16 protein-coding genes are annotated in these 19,919 nt (G+C 63.7%); 10 read left to right on the top strand and 6 right to left on the bottom strand.

The annotated features are described in order from the left end of the window. The first annotated feature begins 13 nt into the window (after positions 1 to 13). The 3 genes from cysC (at position 14) to leuD (ending at position 2,834) form a co-directional block, all read left to right on the top strand. A complete protein-coding gene (gene cysC, locus AC0Z2B_RS04565; RefSeq protein ID WP_476295332.1) occupies positions 14 to 670 on the top strand; it encodes an adenylyl-sulfate kinase in 657 nt (218 codons plus the stop codon). A gap of 131 nt (positions 671 to 801) precedes the next feature. Continuing rightward, a complete protein-coding gene (gene leuC / locus AC0Z2B_RS04560) occupies positions 802 to 2,223 on the top strand; it encodes a 3-isopropylmalate dehydratase large subunit (protein WP_476295331.1) in 1,422 nt (473 codons plus the stop codon). Then, positions 2,220 to 2,834, top strand: coding sequence for a 3-isopropylmalate dehydratase small subunit (gene leuD / locus AC0Z2B_RS04555; RefSeq protein ID WP_476295330.1), 615 nt, complete (start codon positions 2,220 to 2,222; stop codon positions 2,832 to 2,834). Before leuC ends, leuD begins: the two co-directional genes overlap by 4 nt. Positions 2,835 to 2,845: 11 nt before the next feature. Here leuD and AC0Z2B_RS04550 read toward each other — a convergent pair whose 3' ends face one another. After that, positions 2,846 to 3,763 carry a LysR substrate-binding domain-containing protein gene (locus AC0Z2B_RS04550; RefSeq protein ID WP_476295329.1) on the bottom strand — a complete coding sequence of 306 codons (918 nt, stop codon included), beginning with the start codon at positions 3,761 to 3,763 and terminating at the stop codon, positions 2,846 to 2,848. Between the two features lie 222 nt (positions 3,764 to 3,985). On the opposite strand from AC0Z2B_RS04550, the gene AC0Z2B_RS04545 reads away from it, so the two are divergent. Then, positions 3,986 to 5,365, top strand: a complete 1,380-nt coding sequence (locus AC0Z2B_RS04545; protein WP_476295328.1) for a purine-cytosine permease family protein — start codon at positions 3,986 to 3,988, stop codon at positions 5,363 to 5,365. Between the two features lie 108 nt (positions 5,366 to 5,473). Continuing rightward, positions 5,474 to 6,892: an MFS transporter gene (locus tag AC0Z2B_RS04540; RefSeq protein WP_476295327.1), complete on the top strand. Its 1,419-nt coding sequence runs from the start codon at positions 5,474 to 5,476 to the stop codon at positions 6,890 to 6,892. Here AC0Z2B_RS04540 and AC0Z2B_RS04535 read toward each other — a convergent pair. Both AC0Z2B_RS04535 and AC0Z2B_RS04530 read right to left on the bottom strand, forming a co-directional pair. Then, a complete protein-coding gene (locus AC0Z2B_RS04535; protein WP_476295325.1) occupies positions 6,874 to 7,206 on the bottom strand; it encodes a hypothetical protein in 333 nt (110 codons plus the stop codon). The genes AC0Z2B_RS04540 and AC0Z2B_RS04535 overlap by 19 nt on opposite strands. A gap of 63 nt (positions 7,207 to 7,269) precedes the next feature. Further along, on the bottom strand, positions 7,270 to 7,554 hold the full coding sequence (locus tag AC0Z2B_RS04530; RefSeq protein ID WP_476295324.1) for a hypothetical protein: 285 nt from the start codon (positions 7,552 to 7,554) through the stop codon (positions 7,270 to 7,272). 520 nt (positions 7,555 to 8,074) lie between these two features. Here AC0Z2B_RS04530 and AC0Z2B_RS04525 point away from each other — a divergent pair. After that, positions 8,075 to 10,486, top strand: coding sequence for a glucose/quinate/shikimate family membrane-bound PQQ-dependent dehydrogenase (locus AC0Z2B_RS04525; RefSeq protein ID WP_476295322.1), 2,412 nt, complete (start codon positions 8,075 to 8,077; stop codon positions 10,484 to 10,486). Between the two features lie 103 nt (positions 10,487 to 10,589). Here the strand turns inward: AC0Z2B_RS04525 and AC0Z2B_RS04520 are convergent, their stop codons facing one another. Beyond that, positions 10,590 to 11,036 carry a GNAT family N-acetyltransferase gene (locus AC0Z2B_RS04520; RefSeq protein WP_476295320.1) on the bottom strand — a complete coding sequence of 149 codons (447 nt, stop codon included), beginning with the start codon at positions 11,034 to 11,036 and terminating at the stop codon, positions 10,590 to 10,592. A gap of 242 nt (positions 11,037 to 11,278) precedes the next feature. Next, positions 11,279 to 12,193: a helix-turn-helix domain-containing protein gene (locus tag AC0Z2B_RS04515; protein ID WP_476295319.1), complete on the bottom strand. Its 915-nt coding sequence runs from the start codon at positions 12,191 to 12,193 to the stop codon at positions 11,279 to 11,281. Between the two features lie 178 nt (positions 12,194 to 12,371). Between AC0Z2B_RS04515 and AC0Z2B_RS04510 the strand changes: the two genes are divergently transcribed. Continuing rightward, complete coding sequence (locus AC0Z2B_RS04510; protein WP_476295318.1) at positions 12,372 to 13,361, top strand: aldo/keto reductase; 990 nt, start codon at positions 12,372 to 12,374, stop codon at positions 13,359 to 13,361. A 99-nt stretch (positions 13,362 to 13,460) separates the two neighbouring features. Here AC0Z2B_RS04510 and AC0Z2B_RS04505 read toward each other — a convergent pair whose 3' ends face one another. Continuing rightward, complete coding sequence (locus tag AC0Z2B_RS04505; RefSeq protein WP_476295316.1) at positions 13,461 to 14,924, bottom strand: efflux transporter outer membrane subunit; 1,464 nt, start codon at positions 14,922 to 14,924, stop codon at positions 13,461 to 13,463. A 78-nt stretch (positions 14,925 to 15,002) separates the two neighbouring features. Between AC0Z2B_RS04505 and AC0Z2B_RS04500 the strand changes: the two genes are divergently transcribed. The 3 genes from AC0Z2B_RS04500 (at position 15,003) to AC0Z2B_RS04490 (ending at position 19,890) form a co-directional block, all read left to right on the top strand. Then, positions 15,003 to 15,641: a TetR/AcrR family transcriptional regulator gene (locus AC0Z2B_RS04500; RefSeq protein WP_476295315.1), complete on the top strand. Its 639-nt coding sequence runs from the start codon at positions 15,003 to 15,005 to the stop codon at positions 15,639 to 15,641. A gap of 66 nt (positions 15,642 to 15,707) precedes the next feature. Further along, entirely contained in the window at positions 15,708 to 16,808 is a 1,101-nt protein-coding gene (locus AC0Z2B_RS04495; protein ID WP_476295314.1) for an efflux RND transporter periplasmic adaptor subunit, read from the top strand. Beyond that, positions 16,795 to 19,890 (top strand): efflux RND transporter permease subunit, encoded by a 3,096-nt coding sequence (locus tag AC0Z2B_RS04490; protein WP_476295313.1) that lies wholly within the window; start codon positions 16,795 to 16,797, stop codon positions 19,888 to 19,890. The genes AC0Z2B_RS04495 and AC0Z2B_RS04490 overlap by 14 nt, the downstream gene beginning before the upstream one ends. Positions 19,891 to 19,919 lie beyond the last annotated feature (29 nt).

The following is a 19,919-nucleotide window of genomic DNA, read 5'->3' as shown; positions in this document are numbered from 1 at the left end:
CAGAAGCCATGCGATGAAACATATTGCCGAGAGCGCTGGCGTGCAGCGCAACATCCAGTGTGTCCCCAGCCATCTCAGCCAGCGTGACCGGGCGCAGCTGCTCGGCCAGGCCGCGATTACCGTCTGGTTCACGGGTCTTTCAGCGTCCGGCAAGTCGACCCTTGCCTACGCACTGGAGCAGGAACTGGTGCGCCGCGGCCATGCCTGCTACGTGCTGGACGGCGACAATGTCCGGCACGGCTTGAACCGTGACCTGGGGTTTTCCGAGCAGGACCGCAGTGAGAACATTCGCCGGGTTGCCGAAGTCGCGAGCCTGATGAACAACGCCGGCCTGATCGTATTGAGCGCGCTGATCTCGCCCAAGTGTGCCGACCGTGAGATGGCCCGCGAGATCATCGGCGACCAGCGCTTTGTCGAAGTCTATCTGTCGACGCCACTGCACGCCTGCGAGGCGCGCGACCCCAAGGGCTTGTACGCGAAGGCGCGCGCCGCGCAGATCCAGGGGTTCACGGGCGTCAGTGCCCCCTACGAGCCACCGCAGGGCGCGGCCCTTGCGCTGGACACCGCACAGCACGGCCTGGCCGACTGCCTGGCGCAAGTGATGACCCTGGTGCAAGCAAAGCTGCCTTCCCCTGTAGCAGCTGCCGCAGGCGGCGTCCCCACTCCATAATGCACAAATCGTAAACCAAGGATACACTGATGACGCATTGATGGGCTTTTTCACCGCGCTATCCTGTTGTCGACGCTGCACTGCAGCAACCCTGATGCCCCAGGGCCTGGACAACAAGGTACGTACCGGCAATGACCCTCCCACGCACGCTGTATCAGAAGCATATCGACTCCCACACCGTCTGCGCGCTGGACGACCAAGGCCATGTCCTGCTGTATATCGACCGCCAGGTGGCCAACGAATACACCAGCCCCCAGGCGTTCAGCGGCCTGCGCGAGGCTGGCCGCAAGGTCTGGCGCCCCTCGGCGACCTTGTGCGTGGTGGACCATGTGAACCCCACCGCGCCTGCGCGCAGCGCCGCGATGGCGGATGCGGGTGGCGCGCTGCAGGTTGATTATTTCCAGCAGAACTGCCGTGACTTCGGCATCGAACTGTTCGATGTGCTGGACAAGCGCCAAGGCATCGAGCATGTGGTTGCGCCGGAGCAGGGTTTTATCCTGCCGGGCATGGTGGTGGCCGCAGGCGACAGCCACACCACGACCTATGGCGCGCTGGGGGCCTTCGGCTTCGGCATCGGCACCTCGGAAATCGAACACCTGCTGGCCACCCAGACCCTGGTCTACAAGCGCCTGAAAACGATGCGCGTGACCGTCGAGGGCGAGCCCGGGCCTGGCCTGGTATCCAAGGACATCATCATGGCGCTGATTCGCCAGATCGGCGCCGCGGGCGCCACCGGCTACGCCATCGAATTCGCCGGGCCGGCCATCAGCGCCCTCAGTGTCGAGGCGCGGATGACCATCTGCAACATGGCGGTGGAGGCGGGTGCCCGCGGCGCCTTCATGGCCCCCGACGAGAAGGTGTACGCCTACCTGCGGGACAAGCCGCGCGCTCCCAAAGGCGCGCAATGGGATGCCGCGGTGGCGCAGTGGCAACGGCTGTTCACCGACCCCGGCGCCACCTTCGACCAGGAGGTGGCGATGCACATCGCCGACCTGCAACCCATGGTGACCTGGGGCACCAGCCCCGACCAGGCGGCCGCCATCACCGGCCGGGTGCCTGACCCGCAGGCGGAGCCGGACCTGATCTTGCGCCAGGACCTGCAACGCGCCTTGCGCTACATGGACCTGCAGCCAGGCACCGCGCTGGAAGGCATCCCCATCAGCCATGCCTTTATCGGTTCCTGCACCAACGCGCGCCTGGAGGACCTGCGCGACGCTGCCCGCGTGGTGCGCGGCCGGCAGGTGGCCAGGGGCGTGCGGGCGATGATCGTGCCGGGCTCGACCCTGGTGCGTGACCAGGCGGAAGCCGAGGGGCTGGCCCAGGTGTTCAGGGACGCCGGCTTCGAATGGCGGCAATCGGGGTGCTCGATGTGCCTGGCGATGAACGATGACGTGCTCGGCCCCGGTGACCGCTGCGCGTCCAGCACCAACCGCAACTTCGAGGGCCGCCAGGGGGCGGGCGCCCGAACCCATTTGATGAGCCCGGCCATGGTCGCCGCGGCGGCGGTCGCCGGGCATCTGGTCGACGTGCGTTCCCTGGCGCTGGAGGTGTGAGCATGCAAGCGTTCAATCACGTGGAAGGGATAGCGGCGCCGATGCTGGCCGCCAACGTCGACACCGACGTCATCATGCCCAAGCAGTTCCTCAAGGGCATCGACCGCAGCGGCCTGGACCGCGGGGCTTTTTTTGACCTTCGCTTCCTGGCCGATGGCAGTGCCAACCCGGAGTTTGTGCTCAACCAGCCGCCCTGGAACCGCGCCGCGTTCCTGGTGGTGGGGCCCAACTTCGGTTGCGGTTCCAGCCGCGAGCATGCCGTGTGGGGCCTGAAGCAGCTGGGGATTCGTGCCTTGATCGGCACCACCTTTGCCGGGATCTTCCATGACAACTGCCAACGCAACGGCGTGCTGACTATTCAATTGACGCCTGCGCAGCTCAAGGAATTGGGCACGGTGGTCAATGACGCAAACACCGCCGGGATCACCGTTAACCTTGAAGCCCAGCACATCGTGCTGGGGGATGGCCGGGTGCTGGCGTTCCAGATCGATGCGTTGCGCAAGCAGGCGTTGCTGCTGGGCCTGGACGCCATTGGCAGCACCTTGCAGCGCAGCGAGGCTATCCGGGCGTTCGAGGCGCGGCACCTGCAAGCCAATCCCTGGCTGGCCTGATGCCCTTGGGTTCAGTCCGCCTGCAGGCGGCTGAACCAGCGCTCCAGGAACTCCACGCAGGCGCGCAGCTTGCCCGATTCGGCCAGGCGGGTCGGGTACACCGCCCAGACGTTGGCGCTCTGGCTGCAATCGGGCAACACCTGCACCAGTCGGCCCTCATCGAGCAGCGGCTTCACATCCCACATCGAACGCAGCAGCAGGCCCTGGTGGGCCAACGCCCATTGCAGCACGATCTCGCCGTTGTTGGATGAGAGCTGGCCGCTGACCCGCACCGTTTCATCGCCCTTGGCGGTACGCAGCTGCCACACGCCGAACAGGTTGTTGCGCTCCTTGAGCACCAGGCAGTCGTGGTGGGCCAGGTCTTCAAGGGTCTGCGGCGTGCCGCGCTTTGCCAGGTACTGGGGCGTCGCGCAGATGATCCGCCGGTTGGCCACCAGCTGGCGGCTGATGTGCTGGCCGGGCAGGTCATCACCCACGCGGATCTCCAGGTCGAAACCTTCCGCGACGATGTCCACCACCCGGTCGAACACGTCCAGGCGAATTTCCAGGTCGGGGTAGGCCACGGCCAGGTCGGCGATGGCCGGCGCCACGTAATTGCGCCCGAAGCCGAAGCTGCTGCACAGGTGCACCAGCCCCCGGGGCGCCTTGCGCACCTGGCTCAGTTCGCCCATGAAGTCGTCCATGTCATCGAGGATGCGCGCCGCCCACTGCTGCGCGCGCACGCCGGTGTCGGTCAGGGCGATGCGGCGCGTGGTGCGGTGCAGCAACCTGGTCCCCAGCACGTTTTCCAGCACCTTGATGCGCTTGCTGACGTAGGCCGGCGACTGCTGCAGTTCCTCTGCCGCCCCGACAAAGCTGGCCTTGCGGATGACGGTGAGGAACACGCGCAGGTCCTCGGGCAACGGCGATTGTTCATATTTCGTGTTCATGGGCTGGGCAAATGCCTTGTTCTTCTCTGCAAGCGTGCAAGATACCACCTCCATCCCGTAGCAGCTGCCGCAGGCTGCGTCCCAAGCCCCGCGGTGCCCCCGGACGCGGCCTGCGGCCGCTGCTACGGGAGCCGGTCGCTAGTAGCTAAGAGAGGTTCGCCATCAGGCCCATGCTGCTCCAACACCTTGAGCATAATCAGGAAAATGGAACAGGAGACGGTCGTGCAGCTGGAAAAACGCAGTATCGAGTTTGTCCCTCACGCTGAGCGCTATGGCACCCCAGCACGGTTATTTACCATCTGGTTCAGCTCCAACTTCCAGATTACCGCCCTGATGGTCGGCACCCTGGGGATTGCCTCGGGGTTGAGCCTGGCCTGGACGGTGCTGGGCCTGCTGGTCGGCAACCTCGTCGGCACCGTGTTCATGGCCGCGCACTCCGCCCAGGGCCCGCACCTGGGTGTCCCGCAGATGATTCAGAGCCGGGCGCAATTCGGTGTCTACGGCGCGGCCATTCCGTTGCTGGTGATGGTGGTGGCCGCGGTGCTGTTCCTGGCCGCCAGTGGCGTGTTGATGCGCGATGCCTTGAAGGCGCTGCTGCACATCAGCGACAACCAGGCCATCGTGGTGGTGGGCGTGCTGACCTTCGTCATTGGTTTCGTCGGCTATGAGCTGATCCATCGCCTGGGGGCGTGGATGAGCCTGCTGTCGACGCTGGTGTTCGGCTGTGCACTGGTGTTGATCCTGCTGCACCCCGGCGGCGTGGCACCGGCCACGGCGACCGGCAAGGTGTTTTCGTGGACCGCCTTCAACCTGGTGATCGCGCAAGCGGCCTCCTGGACCCTTGGCTACGGCCCCTACGTGGCTGACTATTCACGCTACCTGCCGGCCAGCGTCAACACCCGCACCACGTTCTGGACCACCTATTGCGGCTGCGCACTGGGCTCGTTCGCCATGATGGCGCTGGGCGCGCTGCTGGCCGTGGCGATCCCGGCCGCACTGGGGGGCGACCCGGCCACCGCCATTGCCATGCTCTTCGGCCCCTGGGCGCCGGTGGCGCTGGGGGTGATTGCCCTCGGCGTCATTCAATACAACGTTTTGTGCCTATACAGCGCCTACATGTCATCGGTGACCATCGTCGGGGCCTTTGGCGGGCTGCGCCACGTCACGGCTGCCTCGAAAGCCTGGGTGATGGCCGGGTTGACCGTGGCGGCGACCCTGATTGCCATCGCTACCCAGTACCGGTTTGACACCTTCTTCGAGGACATTCTGATTGGCCAGCTGTATTTGCTGATTCCCTGGAGCGCGATCAACCTGGCCGACTACTACTGGGTCTGCCGCGGGCACTACGAGGTAGGCGAACTGTATGACCCCAAGGGCCAGTACGGCGCCTTCAATCGACGGACCCTGGCAGTGTATGCGGTGTCCATCATCGGCACGGTGCCCTTCATGAAGTTCTCGTTCTACACCGGCTTCATCGCGAGCTGGCTGGGGGCGGACATCAGTTGGGGCGTGGGCTTGCTGCTGGCCGCGGCGTTGTATTGCATGGTCAGCAAACGCCCCGCGCACAGGGGGAGCGCCGCGCTTCACCCACGCCCTGCATGAGCTTATGCGCATTCGGTATTTGGCCCTGCCTCCATTGGATCCTAAAGTTGCCCAGCCGACCACGGCACCGCACCCACACGGGCAATCAGGTCCTCCTTGGAGTCATGCATGCGCCACGCGGCAAACGATCATCGCAAATGGTGGGCACTGGCGGGCGTGAGCATCGCCAGTTTCCTGGGGTGCGTGGATTTCACCATCGTCAACACCGCGCTGCCGGCGCTGCAGGGCCAGCTGGACGTGCCGGTCAGCACCCTGCAATGGGTGATCAACGGCTTCCTGCTGGCCATGTCCAGTTTCATGGTCGTGGTGGGGCGGTTGGCCGACCTGCACGGCCGCAAGCGTGTGCTGTGCATTGGCCTGGCGGTGTTCGGGCTGGCCTCCGTGGTGGTCGGGCAGGCCCAGGGGCCAGGCTTGCTGATCGCCGCCCGGGTGGCCCAGGGCCTGGCCTGCGCGGTGCTGTACACCGCGTCGGGGGCCATCGTGGCGCAGGCGTTCGCCGCCCATGAACAGGGCAAGGCGTTCGGCGTGCTGTTCGGTTTCAACGGCGTGGGGCTGGCGGTGGGCCCCGTGTTGGGCGGTGTGTTGACCCAGGCGTTCGGCTGGCCGTGGATCTTCCTCCTCAATGTGCCGTTCGTGCTGCTGAGCCTGTTGCTGATCGCGGTCAATGTCGACGAATCGCGCGCCTACGACCAGGGCCAGGGCCTGGACTGGGCAGGCGCCGTGCTATTGCTGGTGGGCCTGCCGAGCCTGGTGTTGCTGATCGTGCAGGGCGACAGCTGGGGCTGGGCGTCGACGCCAAGCCTGGGGGTGCTGGCCGTGGCCGTCGTCGCGCTGGCGCTGTTCGTGTGGGTGGAGCTGCGGGTCGCCGCGCCCATCATCAACCTGCAGCTGTTCGCCAACCGGCACTTCGTGGCCGCAGTGCTGGCCAGCTTCAGCCTGGCGGTCTTCTACTGCGTGGCGTTTTTCGTCATGCCGCTGTACCTGACCCAGGTGCGCGGCGCCGACGTGCAGGCCAGCGGCCTGCTGTTGCTGCCCACCACGCTGGGCGTAGCATTGCTGTCGCCCTGGGTCGGCCGCTGGGTGGATCGCAAGGGGGCAGGGCCGCTGATCCAGGTCGGGTTGCTGCTGTTCGCGGGCTCGGCGCTGCTGCAAATCGGTTTCTCGGCCAGCACGGCATTGCCCTACGTAGTGGCCGCCTTTGCCGTCATGGGGCTGGGCTGGGCGTGCCTGCTGGGGCCGTCCACGGTGCTGGGGGTGAGCGCGGTGCCCGAGCGGTTCGGCTCGGTGGCGGTGGGTTCGCTGATGACCCTGCACAACGTCGGTGGCGGGTTGGGCCTGGCGCTAGGGGTGAGCCTGCTGCGGCACTACACCGGCCCGGCCCAGGCGGTCGGCCCCGACGTGCTGCTGTCAGGGTTCCGGGCGGTGATGCTCGCCCTGGCGCTGCTCATGTTGATGGCGTGGGCCGGGCAGCGCTGGTTGCTGCGCGTCGGCGCTGCGGCGGGTGTGCCTCAGTGCCCCCACGGCTGACCGTGCCCGCCGTTGCGCACGGCGCTGAGCAGCACCACCTTCCGGGTCGCTGCCCCGTCAACAAATGCCTTCGCCCTGGCGATGCCCCATTGCATGGCCTGGGTGGTATTCAGGTCGGGCAGGGCGTCGAAGTATTCTTCGACCATCGTCATGCCGAAAGAATTATAAATACCCAGGAAAAGTTGCGTGATGCCTTGTCTGGATGAACGCACGACAACATCGATATGGGCGTCCGCGCCATACTCTTCCACATGGGAAAAGTTGGGCAGCTGGCTGTCTGCCCACTGGTAATAGCTTGGCCCTCGCATGCGCATGGTGGCGCACCTCCCGGTGGTGGTTGACGGGTAATCGAGCTTCAAATCACAGCAGTCAGGGCATCAGCCTGTACACGCCCGGGGCAAGCTGGACGCCAACCAGCGGGCGCGCTCTACCCCAGCCAGCAGCGCTTCGCTGAGGCTGTCGGCGGTTGAATGGCGGGTGTATTCCTCGAAAACGGCTTCGCCAGACCGGTCATACACGCCGATAAACACCTGGATGGCGCCCGTGGTGGAGAGGCGCACGCCCACGTCTATTTCCTTGCCGTTCGCAAGTTCCTCTGCATGGCTACGGCTGTGTTGTTGTGCATCCACCCATTCCCAATACTTCTCGCCACGCTGTCTCATGTCGCACCTCTACAGTTGGCTAACAGGGTTTATTTAGTTTAGATGTGCGCTGCGTGTTGTGAAGGGAGGGGGATTAAGTTGCGTTTGTTCCCGATAAGTGGAATTAAAAGTTATACAGATATATGTGCGGAAAGTGTGCCTTTGTATAACTATGTGAGGGTTTGTGGACGTGAACCGTTACAGCTGTTCAGGGCGTGAAACAGGCTTGTACAACACGGCGGCGGCGTCTGCCGGTGCACCGTGGTGGTGGCGGACGCGGCCTAGCGGCCGCTGCTACGGGTGTTCCTGCGCCGGCGTTGGCCGCGATGCAAACAACGCGGTCGGCCGGTTGCGCGGATCCCCGTAGCAGCTGCCAAAGGCTGCGTCTTGACCGACGCGGAGTGGCTGGGGCTGCGCGGCGTTGGTGACGAGGGGGATTGGCGGTGTTGGCTGGACAGTAGGGGCCGTTCAACTACGATCACTAGACACTATCGTCGATCATGTCTGCACCCTTGGCCTGCGGACTGGAGAAAACACGACCATGAACACCCCCGGTACAGCTTCAGGTCTGAAAACGTTTACGGTGATCGTCGCCGCCCTGATCGGGCTGGCCCTGCTGCTCGGCGGGGTCTGGCTGACGGTGCTGGGCGGCTCCTTCTATTATGTCATCGCAGGCGTGGCGCTGCTGGTGTTCGCGCTGCTGCTGCAGCGTGGCTCCGGCGCGGCGCTGTGGCTGTATGGCGCACTGATGCTGGTGACCACCCTGTGGGGCCTGTGGGAGGCCGGTTCGGACTTCTGGGCGCTGGTGCCGCGCCTGGACATCCTGGGCGTGCTGGGCATCTGGCTGCTGGTGCCAGCCGTGACCCGCGGGTTCATTGCCGACCTGCGCGCCGGCAGGACCTTCCTGGTGGTGACCCTGGCCTTTGCGATTGCCGTGCTGATCTACTCGATCTTCAACGACCCGCAGGAAATCAACGGCACCCTTGCCGCGTCCCAGCCGGCCGAGGCCCAGGCCATCGAAGGGGTGGCGCCAGGCGATTGGCCGGCCTACGGCAGGACCCAGGCGGGCACCCGCTATTCGCCGCTGAACCAGATCAATGAAAAGAACGTGGCCAACCTGGAAGTCGCCTGGACCTTCCGCAGCGGCGAAAGCAAGACCGCGAATGACTCGGGCGAGACCACCAACGAACTCACGCCGATCAAGATTGGCGACAACATGTTCATCTGCACCACCCACCAGATCCTGGTGGCGCTGGACCCCACCACGGGCAAGGAAAAATGGCGGTTCGACCCCAAGCTCAAGGGTGACCCCTCGTTCCAGCACCTGACCTGCCGCGGCGTGGCGTACTACGATAGTGCCAACACCGCCGAATTCGCCACCAGCCTTGCCAGCGCCGCACCGGTACAAAGCGAGTGCCCACGCAAGGTATTCCTGCCCGTGAACGATGGCCGCCTGTTCGCCATCAACGCCGACAACGGCAAGCCGTGCAGCGATTTCGCCAACAAGGGCGAGCTGGACCTCAAGCAGATGCAACCCTACGCCTACCCGGGCGGCCTTGAGCCGACCTCGCCGCCCGTGGTCACCGGCACCACGGTGGTGATTGGTGGCTCAGTGACCGACAACCTGTCCGTCCATGAACCTTCGGGTGCCCTGCGCGGCTACGACGTCAATACCGGCGCGTTGCACTGGATCTTCGACACCGGCGCAGAAAACCCCAACGCCGTGCCGGGCGACGGGCACACCCTGGTCAACAACTCCCCGAACGCCTGGGCGCCGCTGGCGTATGACGCCAAGACCGACGTGGTGTACATCCCCACGGGCAACCCGACGCCGGATATCTGGGGCGGCAACCGCACCGCGATCATGGAACGCTACTCAAGCTCGATCCTGGCGTTGAACGCCACCACCGGCAAGCTGGTGTGGAGCTTCCAGACCACTCACCACGATCTCTGGGACATGGACGTGCCTTCGCAGCCCACCCTGGCCGATGTCAAGGTCGCCTCGGGCGAAGCAGTGCCGGCCGTCTACGTGCCGACCAAGGCCGGCAACCTGTTCGTGTTCGACCGCCGCGACGGCAAGCCCATCGTGCCCATCAGCGAAGTGCCGGTGCCTTCGACCCAGGCCGCGCCGGGTGACCGCGCCAGCCCGACCCAGCCACGCTCGGCGTTGAACCTGACCTCCGTGCAGACCCTGACCGACAAGAACATGTGGGGCGCCACGATGTTCGACCAGCTGATGTGCCGGGTGATCTTCAAGCGCCTGTCCTACGCGGGCCAGTACACGCCGCCGTCGGAGCAGGGCACCCTGGTGTTCCCGGGCAACCTGGGCGTGTTCGAATGGGGCGGCATCTCGGTCAACCCCGACCGCCAGGTGGCGCTGATGAACCCGATGGCCCTGCCGTTCGTGTCCAAGCTGATCCCTCGCGGCCCCAACAACCCGCTGTGGCCTAAAGAGGGCGACACCGGTGGCAGCTCGGGCACCGAGATGGGCATCCAGCCCCAATACGGCACGCCCTTCGGCGTCGAGATCAACGCGTTCCTGTCTCCCCTGGGCCTGCCCTGCAAGGCGCCTGCCTGGGGCTATGTCGCCGGCGTGGACCTGAAGACCCACCAGGTGGCCTGGCGCAAACGGATCGGCACGGTGCGTGACAGCCTGCCGGGCATTCAACTGCCGCCACTGAAGATCGGCGTGCCCATGCTGGGCGGCCCGATCTCGACTGCGGGCAACCTGATGTTCATGGCCGGGACCCAGGACGACTACATCCGCGCCTACAACGTCACCAACGGCGACCTGGTGTGGCAAGCGCGCCTGCCGGCCGGTGGCCAGGCCACGCCGATGACCTATGAGGCCAATGGCAAGCAGTACGTGGTGATCATGGCCGGTGGGCACGGGTCGTTCGGGACCAAGATGGGTGACTACCTGATTGCCTATGCGTTGCCGTCCGGCAAATAGACGCAGCGGCGGCCTGTAGCTGCCGCCGGTCCTCGATCACGCTGGAGATCTTCAGCGTAACGGGGGCCGGCGCCGCTTGGCGGCGTCGATGCCTTTGGCATCTTCACACCAGGTTTTTCTCGAAGTAGACGCGTTTGAAACCCTGCTCGGTGCGTCGTCCCACTTGAACATACCCAAGCTTGGCGTACATCGAGAGGTTGTCGGTCATCTTCTCGTTGGTATAAAGATGCACCGCATTGATCCCGAGCTGTCGGGTGGCATGTTCACAGAAGCTGATCAGTGATTTGCCTACCCCACGTCCTGCTGCGCTGGGCAGCACGGCTACATTTTCCAGCAGCACATGACCGTCCTCGGCATAGAACACCACAAACCCTTCGAGGGTGGCGTGTTCATCCGTCGCCACGTAGACGCTCCCCGCCGCGATTTGCGCGGCAAAGTCGGCAGTCATCGGCGCGGGCTTGCGCCCCAGTTCAGGTACATAGCGGGCGTAGGCCTGCTCGGCGCAGTGCCTGATGGCAGGCTCATCTTTGGCTTGGGCTAAACGGATCAAGAATTGGCCTTCCAGGAGGGGGTTTGGCGGGCGATACTCTGGCAGATCGCAAACGCAGGTGTCGAGGGACTGCTTCTAATCGATTGCGGACGGCGAGCCCCAGCACTGTAGCCGCTGCGGCAGGCGGCGCTGGCTTACACCCACACTGGAAATCTCCGGCGTACCCAGCGGCCAGCGCAGCCTGGCGGCAGCGGCTACAGCGCGGGGCCGAGCCTTGGCAGGCACACCACATACTCTGCTGCCTAGCGTTGCCGCCGATACTCGCTAGGTGAATACCCGGTGTCCTTGCGGAAAATACGGGAAAAGTGGCTTGGGTTCGAATACCCCACTTCGTTGGCGATGGTCAGCACGGTCATGTTTGTCTCCCTGAGCAAACGGCTGGCTGCCTCTGTTCGAAGTTTGATTTGATGTTGCGAGGGTGGGACGCCCATCGCCCGTTTGAACAGTCGATTGAAATGGTATTCGCTCAGACCGGCCTGTTCAGCCAGCGCTGCCAAACTGAACTCCTCGGTAAAATGCTGAGCCATCCAGGCGGTTATCCGGCGTAGTTTGAAGGCGGGTAGCGAGGGGGCGGTCTTGCTTGCCGTCAGGTCCAGGTCTACGTAATGCCGAGCCAGGTGAACGCTGATGGCTTGAGCGATGCCTTGGACATACAGCCTGCTGGCCTCAGGGCGATCGGCTTCATCACGAAGGCATTGAAGCAACGGAACCAGTGCGGCGTCTTCACCTCCCGAGACGTCGCTAAGCCTGGCATGCCCTGCGTTTACGCCGTAGGTTTCCAGAAGGGCCTCTTCAAACATTGCCATGTCCAGCAACAGCATCACTACCCCTAACGGTTCGGGGCTCAAGCGCTTCCAGCTGAACTCGTAGGGCGCCCCCGCAGCGGTGATAAACAGCGATCCCGGCTGAATGTGGCTCGTCCGCCACGGCCCGTCCAGATCCCGCTCCTGTGTCTGCGCCACGCCGGACGTGATCCAGGCAATAAAGGGTTCGGCCACGGCTGGCATACTGAATGTCTCGGTTAATGCCGTCAGCGAAAACACCGACAGCTTTACGTTATGCCAGGCGGCGCCGCTGGTCGTGGTTATCTTGGTCCCCGCCGGGTAGCTGTCCAGGCTTTGGGCCGAGGTCATGGAGGGGACAGAGGTAGTGTTCAAAACGCTCTCCCTTATCAACACGGTCAGAGGCACCGCATGAGGGTAAATGTCGAGGTGGGGCCGCAGCCGATCACCAGAGCAATATCACAACATGTCTGGCAAACGGGAGGTAGAGGGGGGCGCTTAATCCGCACAGACTGACGTCATCAAATCCTATTGTAACGTCAAAGGTGAATAGATGATTAAGCGAACGTTGGGCGAGAGCGGTCTGCAAGTGTCGGCCCTGGGTATGGGGGTCATGAACTTGAGCTTTGGCACGGGCAAGGCCGTCTCGCAGAGTGACGGGATAAAGGTTATCCGTGCCGCCGTGGAACGCGGCATCGATTTCTTCGACACGGCGCAGGCCTATGGCCCCTACACCAACGAAATGCTGCTGGGCGAGGCGCTTGTGCCTTTTCGCCAACAGGTGACCATCGCCACCAAGTTCGGTTTCAAGCTGGAAAACGGCGGCATCGTCGGTACGGACAGCCGCCCGAGTACCATTAGGGCTGTTGCCGAGGCTTCCCTCATCAGCTTGAAGACCGACTACATCGATTTGTTCTATCAACACCGCGTTGATCCGAACGTGCCCATTGAAGAGGTGGTGGGCACCCTGAAAGATCTGATCCAGGAGGGCAAAGTTCTGCACTATGGGCTGTCCGAAGTGGGCGCAGCCACCCTTCGCAGGGCACACGCCGTGCATCCTGTTGCAGCGGTGCAGAATCAGTACTCCATCTGGACCCGGGAGCCGGAAGCCGAAGTCATCCCTGCATGTGAAGAGCTGGGTATCGGCTTTGTGCCTTGGGGGCCATTGGGCACCGGTTTCCTGACCGGGGCCATTGATGCCAGCACGACATTTGATGCAGCGACTGACCTGCGTGCCAATTTCCCTCGGTTCACTCGGCAAGCGATGAAGGCGAATATGCCGGTGGTGGACATGCTCCATACGATGGCAGCGAAGAAAGGCGCGACGCCCGTTCAAATCGCGCTTGCCTGGCTGCTTGCGCAAAAACCCTGGATCGTGCCAATCCCTGGAATGGACAAGATCGAATACCTGGACGACAACATCAGGTCGATTCAGGTTGATCTGACGGCCACTGACTTGCGTGAAATCGACGAACAACTGGCGGTGATAAACATTCAAGGTGGCCGTTTGGACGAAGGGCTCTTGTCGATGTCCGAGGACTGAGTCGGGTTGCCTCGCTATGCACATGGTTTCTTAGGTGTAGGGGGCATCGCGATTACGTGTGCCTGTAACCACTAAACGCCGTGACATTCCATGCCTCCGTTATTCGCTGAGGGGTATGTTCCAGCCGCCACCTAGCGCCTTGTACAGGGCGACCGCCGAGGACGAGGAGGCATAGGTGGCCTCCAGGTGTTGCGCTTGAATGGCCTCCAGCCTTGACTGGGTTTCCAGCAGGTCGATGTAGCTGCTGTTGCCTCTTTGATAACTGGCCATCACCAGGTCCCGTGCCTGGGTGCGGGTGCGCTCGCCGTCGTTGAGCAGTTGGGCCCGGGCGTCCCCCGTGATCAACGCCGAGATCGAGTTCTCGACCTCGGCGGTGGCTTGCAGGACGCTTTCGCGGTACCCCGCAAGCTTCACGGCGTAGTCGCCCTTGGCCGCCTTGACCTGGGCATCCACCCGGCCAAAATCGAACAGGCGCCAGCGAATGCCCAGCGCGCCCAGCGCTTCGTTGGAGGCGCCGTCGAACAGGTTTCCCCCATGGGTCGTCGTGCTGCCCACCAGGGCAGAAAGGGAAACCTTCGGGTAGTACTCGGCAATGGCCTGGCCAATGCGTTCGTTGGAGGCGGCCAGCCGACGCTCCGCCACCATCAGGTCAGGCCTTCTGCGCAGCAGCGCGGCACTGCCGCCGGCCGCTTCGATCGACGGCGCGCTGGGGATTGGCGCGACCTTGTCCAGGTCGGGGTCAGCGGTGCCGGGGGTTCGTCCCAGCAGCACGTCGAGCCCGTTACGGGCGGCGGTCAACCGGGCTTCGAGCAACGGCACGTTTGCACGGACCACTGACAGCTCGGAGCTTACCTGTTTGGCATCCTGATCGGGTGCCAGGCCACGTGAGCGCAGCACGTCGACCAGCCGCTGGATGCCGCCCTGGGTCTTGACCTGATCGTTTGCCACGGCCAACCGCGCTTGCAGCAGGCGAACCCGCAAATACTGATCGACGACAGTGGCCGTAACCTGCAGCCTGGCGGCCGCTACATCCGCCTGGGCGGCTTGGTACTCGGCGATGGCGGCGTGGGAACTGCGTCTCAAGCCCCCGGCAAGGTCGATCTCCCAGGCGCTTGAGACCCCTGCGCCATATAAGGAGCCTGTACGGTCGAAGCCGGGAAGGGAGGCGTTTTCAGCGGCCACAACAGGGTCTTCCAGCGATTGCCGGGCGCGGGCTGCACTTGCTGAAGCTTGCCCATTGGGCAGCAATTGCGCATGGGCGCCTTCTGCGTAAGCGGCGGCTTGCGAGGTGCGTGCCAGGGCCTGGGCCAGCGTCAGGTTTTGCCGCAGTGCAGTCTCCACGACTTTGTTCAGCGCGGGATCGTTGAAGCCTTGCCACCAGGCGTCCAGTGGGGCAGCGGACGGCGGCGCGGCTCTCTGCGCCAGCAGGTGCGTGCCGTTGAATTGTGCGGCCACGTCTGGTTGTGGCCGTTGGTAATCGGGGCCCACCATGCAGCCATCGATGCTACCCAGCATCACCAACACGAGTACACTTTGTGCGCTCTTCACCCGATGTCGATTCATTTTCGTTCCCCGAGCACCAATAAGTGTTTACAGTATTGTGAAGTCGTTACCTATCTGTCAACGGACGTTTAGATCGTTATGAAACAGCTCCCCACGCAAGACAGCATCGAATTGCCCGTTTCCGGCCAGCGTGGCCCAGCCGACCACGACCGGCGGCTGCAGATTCTGGAGGTGGCCAACGAGCATTTCCGGCTCTACGGCTACCGCAAGACCACGGTCGCTGATTTGTCCAAGGCGATCGGTATCACCACGGCCTACATTTACCGTTTCTTCGAATCCAAGCAGGCGATTGGCGAGTCGATCTGCGCCATGGTGCTGGGCAACCTGGACACCGAACTGCGCCGCCTGAGTGACCTGGAAACCACGGCAACCCGCAGGCTACGGGCGTTTACCAGGCATGCACTGCACCTCAGCCATGCGTTGTTCATGAACGAGAACAAGCTGTTCGAGCTGGTCCGGGTCTCTGAGGAAGAGAGCTGGTGCACCGCTGCCGGCCACCAGGAGGCCCTCAACGACATCATTCGCTCCATCATCGAGATGGGCCGCAGCGAAGGTGAATTCGAGCGCAAGACGCCCCTGGACGAGGTCGTCCTCGGTATTCAGGAAGCGCTCATTCCCTATACCCGCCCTTCGGCGATGGATCGTCGCTCGATGCCGGACCTGGAAGCGGGCATGCAGGCCACCACCGGCATGATCTTGAGAAGCCTTGCGCCGTAATTGTTGTTTTCATATTGACAGATTCATAACCTGTAAACAGAATGCCTCCAACTGACGGAGGCTTCCATGTCTACACACGCTCGCTTGCGCCTTACCCTGACCCCGATTGCTCTCAGTGCGCTGCTTGCGGCGTGTGGGGAGCACACGGCACCCGATCCTCGGATCGACCACCCACCGTTGGTGAGTACCGCGACGGTGAAAGCTGACCGGCAACTGCGAGAGCGCAGGTTCACCGGCGTCATCGCCGCAAGAGTCGAAAGCCCGATGGGTTTTCGTGTCGCCGGAAAAATTGCCCAACGGCTGGTCGATGTCGGCCAGCACGTCCAACGCGGCGACCCGCTGATGAAACTCGACATCACCGATTTCGGGCTGGATGTCAGGGATCAGGAAGCGGCAGTGGCTGCTGCGCAAGCTGCAGTGGTGAAGGCCGATGCTGACTTCGGCCGGTTGCAGGGGTTGGTCGCCCTGGGGGCGGTGTCCGCCAAGGCCTTCGATGAAGTGCAGCAGGCCAGGCACGCGGCCCACGCTAGCCTCGACGCTGCCAAGGCGAAGTTGGACCTGACGCACAATGCCTACGGCTACGCCATCCTTCGCGCCGACGTCGATGGTGTCGTGGTCGAGCGTTTCGCCGATAGCGGCCAGGTCGTGTCCGCTGGCCAGCCTGTGGTGGTGATTGCCCAGGATGGCCCGCGCGAGGCGCGGATCGATCTGCCTGAAACGGTGCGGCCGGCATTGGGCGCCCAGGTGACCGCGCGGCTTTATGGCAACCCGAAGCTTGCGTTCGATGCCCGGCTGCGGGAGCTTTCCGGCGCCGCCGACCCCGTGACCAGGACCTACGCCGCGCGTTTTGTGCTGGATGGCAATTCCCGCGACATCCCCCTGGGTTCAACCGTCGTGATCTCGCTTGCAAAACCGGGCAGCGCCGATGAGCGGGAATTGCCCCTCGGCGCCCTCTACGACCAGGGGCAGGGGCCAGGTGTCTGGGTGGTGGGGGACGACAAGAAGGTCCATTACCAGCCTGTGAAACTGATTCGGGTCAACGAGGAAACGGTCGTAGTCGGCCCGGGCGTGGCGGACGGCCAACGTGTCGTGGCACTGGGCGTGCATCAACTGCACGAAGGCGAGGAAGTGCGCAGCATGGAGGGGCAGGGCCATGAAGCGCTTTAACCTGTCCGAGTTTGCCGTCCGCGAACGCGCCATCACGCTGTTCCTGCTGGTAGCGATTTTCACCGCCGGCGCGCTGGCCTTCCTCAAGCTGGGCAGGGCTGAAGACCCGGCGTTCACGGTCAAGCAGATGACCATGGTCACGGCCTGGCCGGGCGCCACGGCCCAACAGATGCAGGACCTGGTGGCTGAACCGCTGGAAAAGCGCCTGCAGGAACTGCGCTGGTACGACCGCACGGAGACCTTCACGCGCCCAGGCCTGGCGTTCACCACCCTGTACCTGCTGGACAGCACGCCGCCCCATGACGTGCCGGAAGAGTTCTACCAGGCGCGCAAGAAGGTCTTCGATGCCCAGGCCAGCCGGCCTGCTGGCGTATCGCCGACGCTGGTCAACGACGAGTACTCGGACGTCACTTTCGCGTTATATGCACTCAAGGCCCCAGGCGAGCCCCGGCGCAAACTGGCGCGCGACGCTGAAGCCTTGCGCCAGCGCTTGCTGCACGTGGCCGGGGTGAAGAAGGTCAACATAATCGGCGAGCAGCCCGAGCGCATTTTTGTAGATATTTCCTATGCCCGCCTGGCCACGCTCGGACTGTCGCCCAACGATATTTTCGCCGCCCTCCATGGCCAGAACGCCATGACCCCGGCAGGCTCCATCGAGGCCAGGGGCCCGCAGATACAGGTCCGCCTGGACGGCGCGCTCAACGACCTGGAACAGATCAGGAACACGCCGATCCTGGTGAACGGCAACACCCTCAAGCTTGAGGACGTGGCCGATATCAAGCGTGGCTATGAAGATCCGTCGACGTTCCTCATCCGCAACAATGGCGAGGATGCCCTGGTGCTGGGGGTGGTAATGCGTGACGGCTGGAACGGCTTGAGCCTGGGCAAGGCACTGGAGCAGGAGGCCAGCGCCATCAACCAGGGCTTGCCCGCCGGGATGAGCCTGACCAAGGTCACCGACCAGTCGGTGAACATCGATGAAGCCGTGGGCGAGTTCATGCTCAAGTTCTTCGTCGCGCTCACGGTGGTGATGATCGTCAGCCTGGCCAGCCTGGGGTGGCGCGTGGGGTTGGTGGTGGCGGCGGCAGTGCCGCTGACCCTGGCCGCGGTGTTCGTGATCATGCTCGCCACCGGGCGCGATTTCGACCGGATTACCCTGGGGTCGCTGATCCTGGCGCTTGGGCTGCTGGTTGACGACGCGATTATCGCGATTGAAACCATGGTGGTCAGGATGGAGGAGGGCTATGACCGCCTTCAGGCGTCCGCCTACGCCTGGAGCCACACGGCTGCCCCCATGCTGTCGGGCACCCTGGTGACCATCATCGGCTTTCTGCCGGTGGGGTTTGCCCGCAGCACGGCCGGTGAGTATGCCGGGAACATCTTCTGGATCGTGGGTTTCGCGTTGATCACCTCCTGGCTGGTGGCGGTGTTCTTCACCCCTTACATCGGCGTCAAGTTGTTGCCCGATATCAAGAAGGTCCAGGGCGGCCATGCCGCGATCTACGACACCCGGAACTACAATCGCTTTCGCCGGCTGCTGGGCCTGGTCATCCGCCGCAAATGGATCGTAGCGGGCGTTGTGGTGCTGGTGTTTGCCCTGGCGATCATCGGCATGGGCTCGGTGCGCAAGCAGTTTTTCCCGTCCTCCGACCGCCCGGAGGTGCTGATCGAGGTGCAGATGCCACAGGGCACATCGATCAACCAGACCGACGCCGCAGCGGCCGCTATCGAGACCTGGTTGAAGACCCAGGCTGAAGCCAGGAATGTCACCGCCTACATTGGCCAGGGTGCGCCTCGTTTCTACCTGGCCATGGCGCCGGAACTGCCCGATCCCTCGTTCGCGAAAATAGTGGTGTTGACCGACAACGAAGCTGCCCGTGATGCACTCAAGCTGAAGCTGCGCGCGGCCGTCGCCAATGGGCTGGCGCCGCAAGCGCGGGTGCGCGTGACGCAGTTGGTGTTCGGGCCCTATTCGCCGTACCCGGTGGCCTTCAGGGTCATGGGCCCCGATGCCGGCAAGGTACGCGACATCGCCGACAACGTCCGGGCCGTCATGCAAGCCGACCCTAATATGCGCACGGTCAACACCGACTGGACCGAGCGGGTACCGACGGTGCACCTGGTGCTCGACCAGGATCGCCTCCAGGCGTTTGGCCTGAGTTCGCAAGCGGCGGGCGAGCAACTGCAGTTCCTGTTGCAAGGCGTGGCAGTCACCCAGGTGCGTGAAGACATCCGTGCGGTCGATGTCATGGCGCGCTCCGCCGGCGACACGCGCCTGGACCCGGGGAAAATCGAGGACTTCACCCTGATTGCCAAGGACGGCAAGCGCGTCCCCCTGTCCCAGGTGGCGGATATTGAGGTGAGGCAGGAAGACCCCATTCTGCGCCGCCGCGATCGCACCCCCACCATCACCGTCAGGGGAGATATTGCCGATGGCACCCAACCCCCCGACGTATCCCTGGTGGTGTGGCACGAGCTCCAGCCATTGGTTGCGATACTGCCCTCCGGGTACCGGATCGAAATGGCGGGGGCGATCGAGGAAGCGGGCAAAGCCAATGACGCCCTGGCACCGCTGTTTCCGATCATGCTGCTGCTGACGATGCTGGTGATCATCTTCCAGGTGCGCTCGCTGGCGGCCATGGCCATGGTGCTGGCCACCGCGCCGTTGGGGCTGATCGGGGTAGTGCCGACCTTGATGCTCTTCCACCAGCCGTTCGGTTTCAATGCATTGATCGGGCTGATCGGCCTGGCAGGCATCCTGATGCGCAACACGCTGATTCTGATTGGCCAGATTCACACCAACCAGGCGCAGGGGCTGGGGGCGTATGACGCGGTGGTGGAGGCGACCATTCAACGCTCGCGGCCGGTGCTGTTGACGGCGATGGCGGCAGTGCTGGCGTTTATCCCGCTGACCCAGTCCGTGTTCTGGGGCACCTTGGCCTACACGCTGATCGGTGGCACGTTCGGCGGGACCGTCATGACCCTGGTGTTCTTGCCTGCGCTTTATGCCATCTGGTTCAAGATCAAGGCGAAACAGCCTCAGGCCCGTTTAGTGGGCGAGCGTGTTTTGGAAGCTCAGTGACGAGCTGAATTCATTTGGCCCGGCCATCG

The organism is Pseudomonas sp. GYB4201 (assembly GCF_056312595.1).
Note: the sequence above shows the minus strand (reverse complement) of the source record. Positions and strands in the feature narration are given on the sequence as shown.

Bases quoted from the DNA above. Each gene is read 5' to 3' on its own strand.
- AC0Z2B_RS04540 (WP_476295327.1), top strand. From the start codon at position 5,474: ATGCGCCACGCGGCAAACGATCATCGCAAATGGTGGGCACTGGCGGGC.
- AC0Z2B_RS04525 (WP_476295322.1), top strand. From the start codon at position 8,075: ATGAACACCCCCGGTACAGCTTCAGGTCTGAAAACGTTTACGGTGATC.
- cysC (WP_476295332.1), top strand. From the start codon at position 14: ATGAAACATATTGCCGAGAGCGCTGGCGTGCAGCGCAACATCCAGTGT.
- AC0Z2B_RS04490 (WP_476295313.1), top strand. From the start codon at position 16,795: ATGAAGCGCTTTAACCTGTCCGAGTTTGCCGTCCGCGAACGCGCCATC.
- AC0Z2B_RS04550 (WP_476295329.1), bottom strand. From the start codon at position 3,763: ATGAACACGAAATATGAACAATCGCCGTTGCCCGAGGACCTGCGCGTG.
- AC0Z2B_RS04535 (WP_476295325.1), bottom strand. From the start codon at position 7,206: ATGCGCATGCGAGGGCCAAGCTATTACCAGTGGGCAGACAGCCAGCTG.
- AC0Z2B_RS04530 (WP_476295324.1), bottom strand. From the start codon at position 7,554: ATGAGACAGCGTGGCGAGAAGTATTGGGAATGGGTGGATGCACAACAA.
- AC0Z2B_RS04510 (WP_476295318.1), top strand. From the start codon at position 12,372: ATGATTAAGCGAACGTTGGGCGAGAGCGGTCTGCAAGTGTCGGCCCTG.
- leuC (WP_476295331.1), top strand. From the start codon at position 802: ATGACCCTCCCACGCACGCTGTATCAGAAGCATATCGACTCCCACACC.
- AC0Z2B_RS04505 (WP_476295316.1), bottom strand. From the start codon at position 14,924: ATGAATCGACATCGGGTGAAGAGCGCACAAAGTGTACTCGTGTTGGTG.
- AC0Z2B_RS04495 (WP_476295314.1), top strand. From the start codon at position 15,708: ATGTCTACACACGCTCGCTTGCGCCTTACCCTGACCCCGATTGCTCTC.
- AC0Z2B_RS04500 (WP_476295315.1), top strand. From the start codon at position 15,003: ATGAAACAGCTCCCCACGCAAGACAGCATCGAATTGCCCGTTTCCGGC.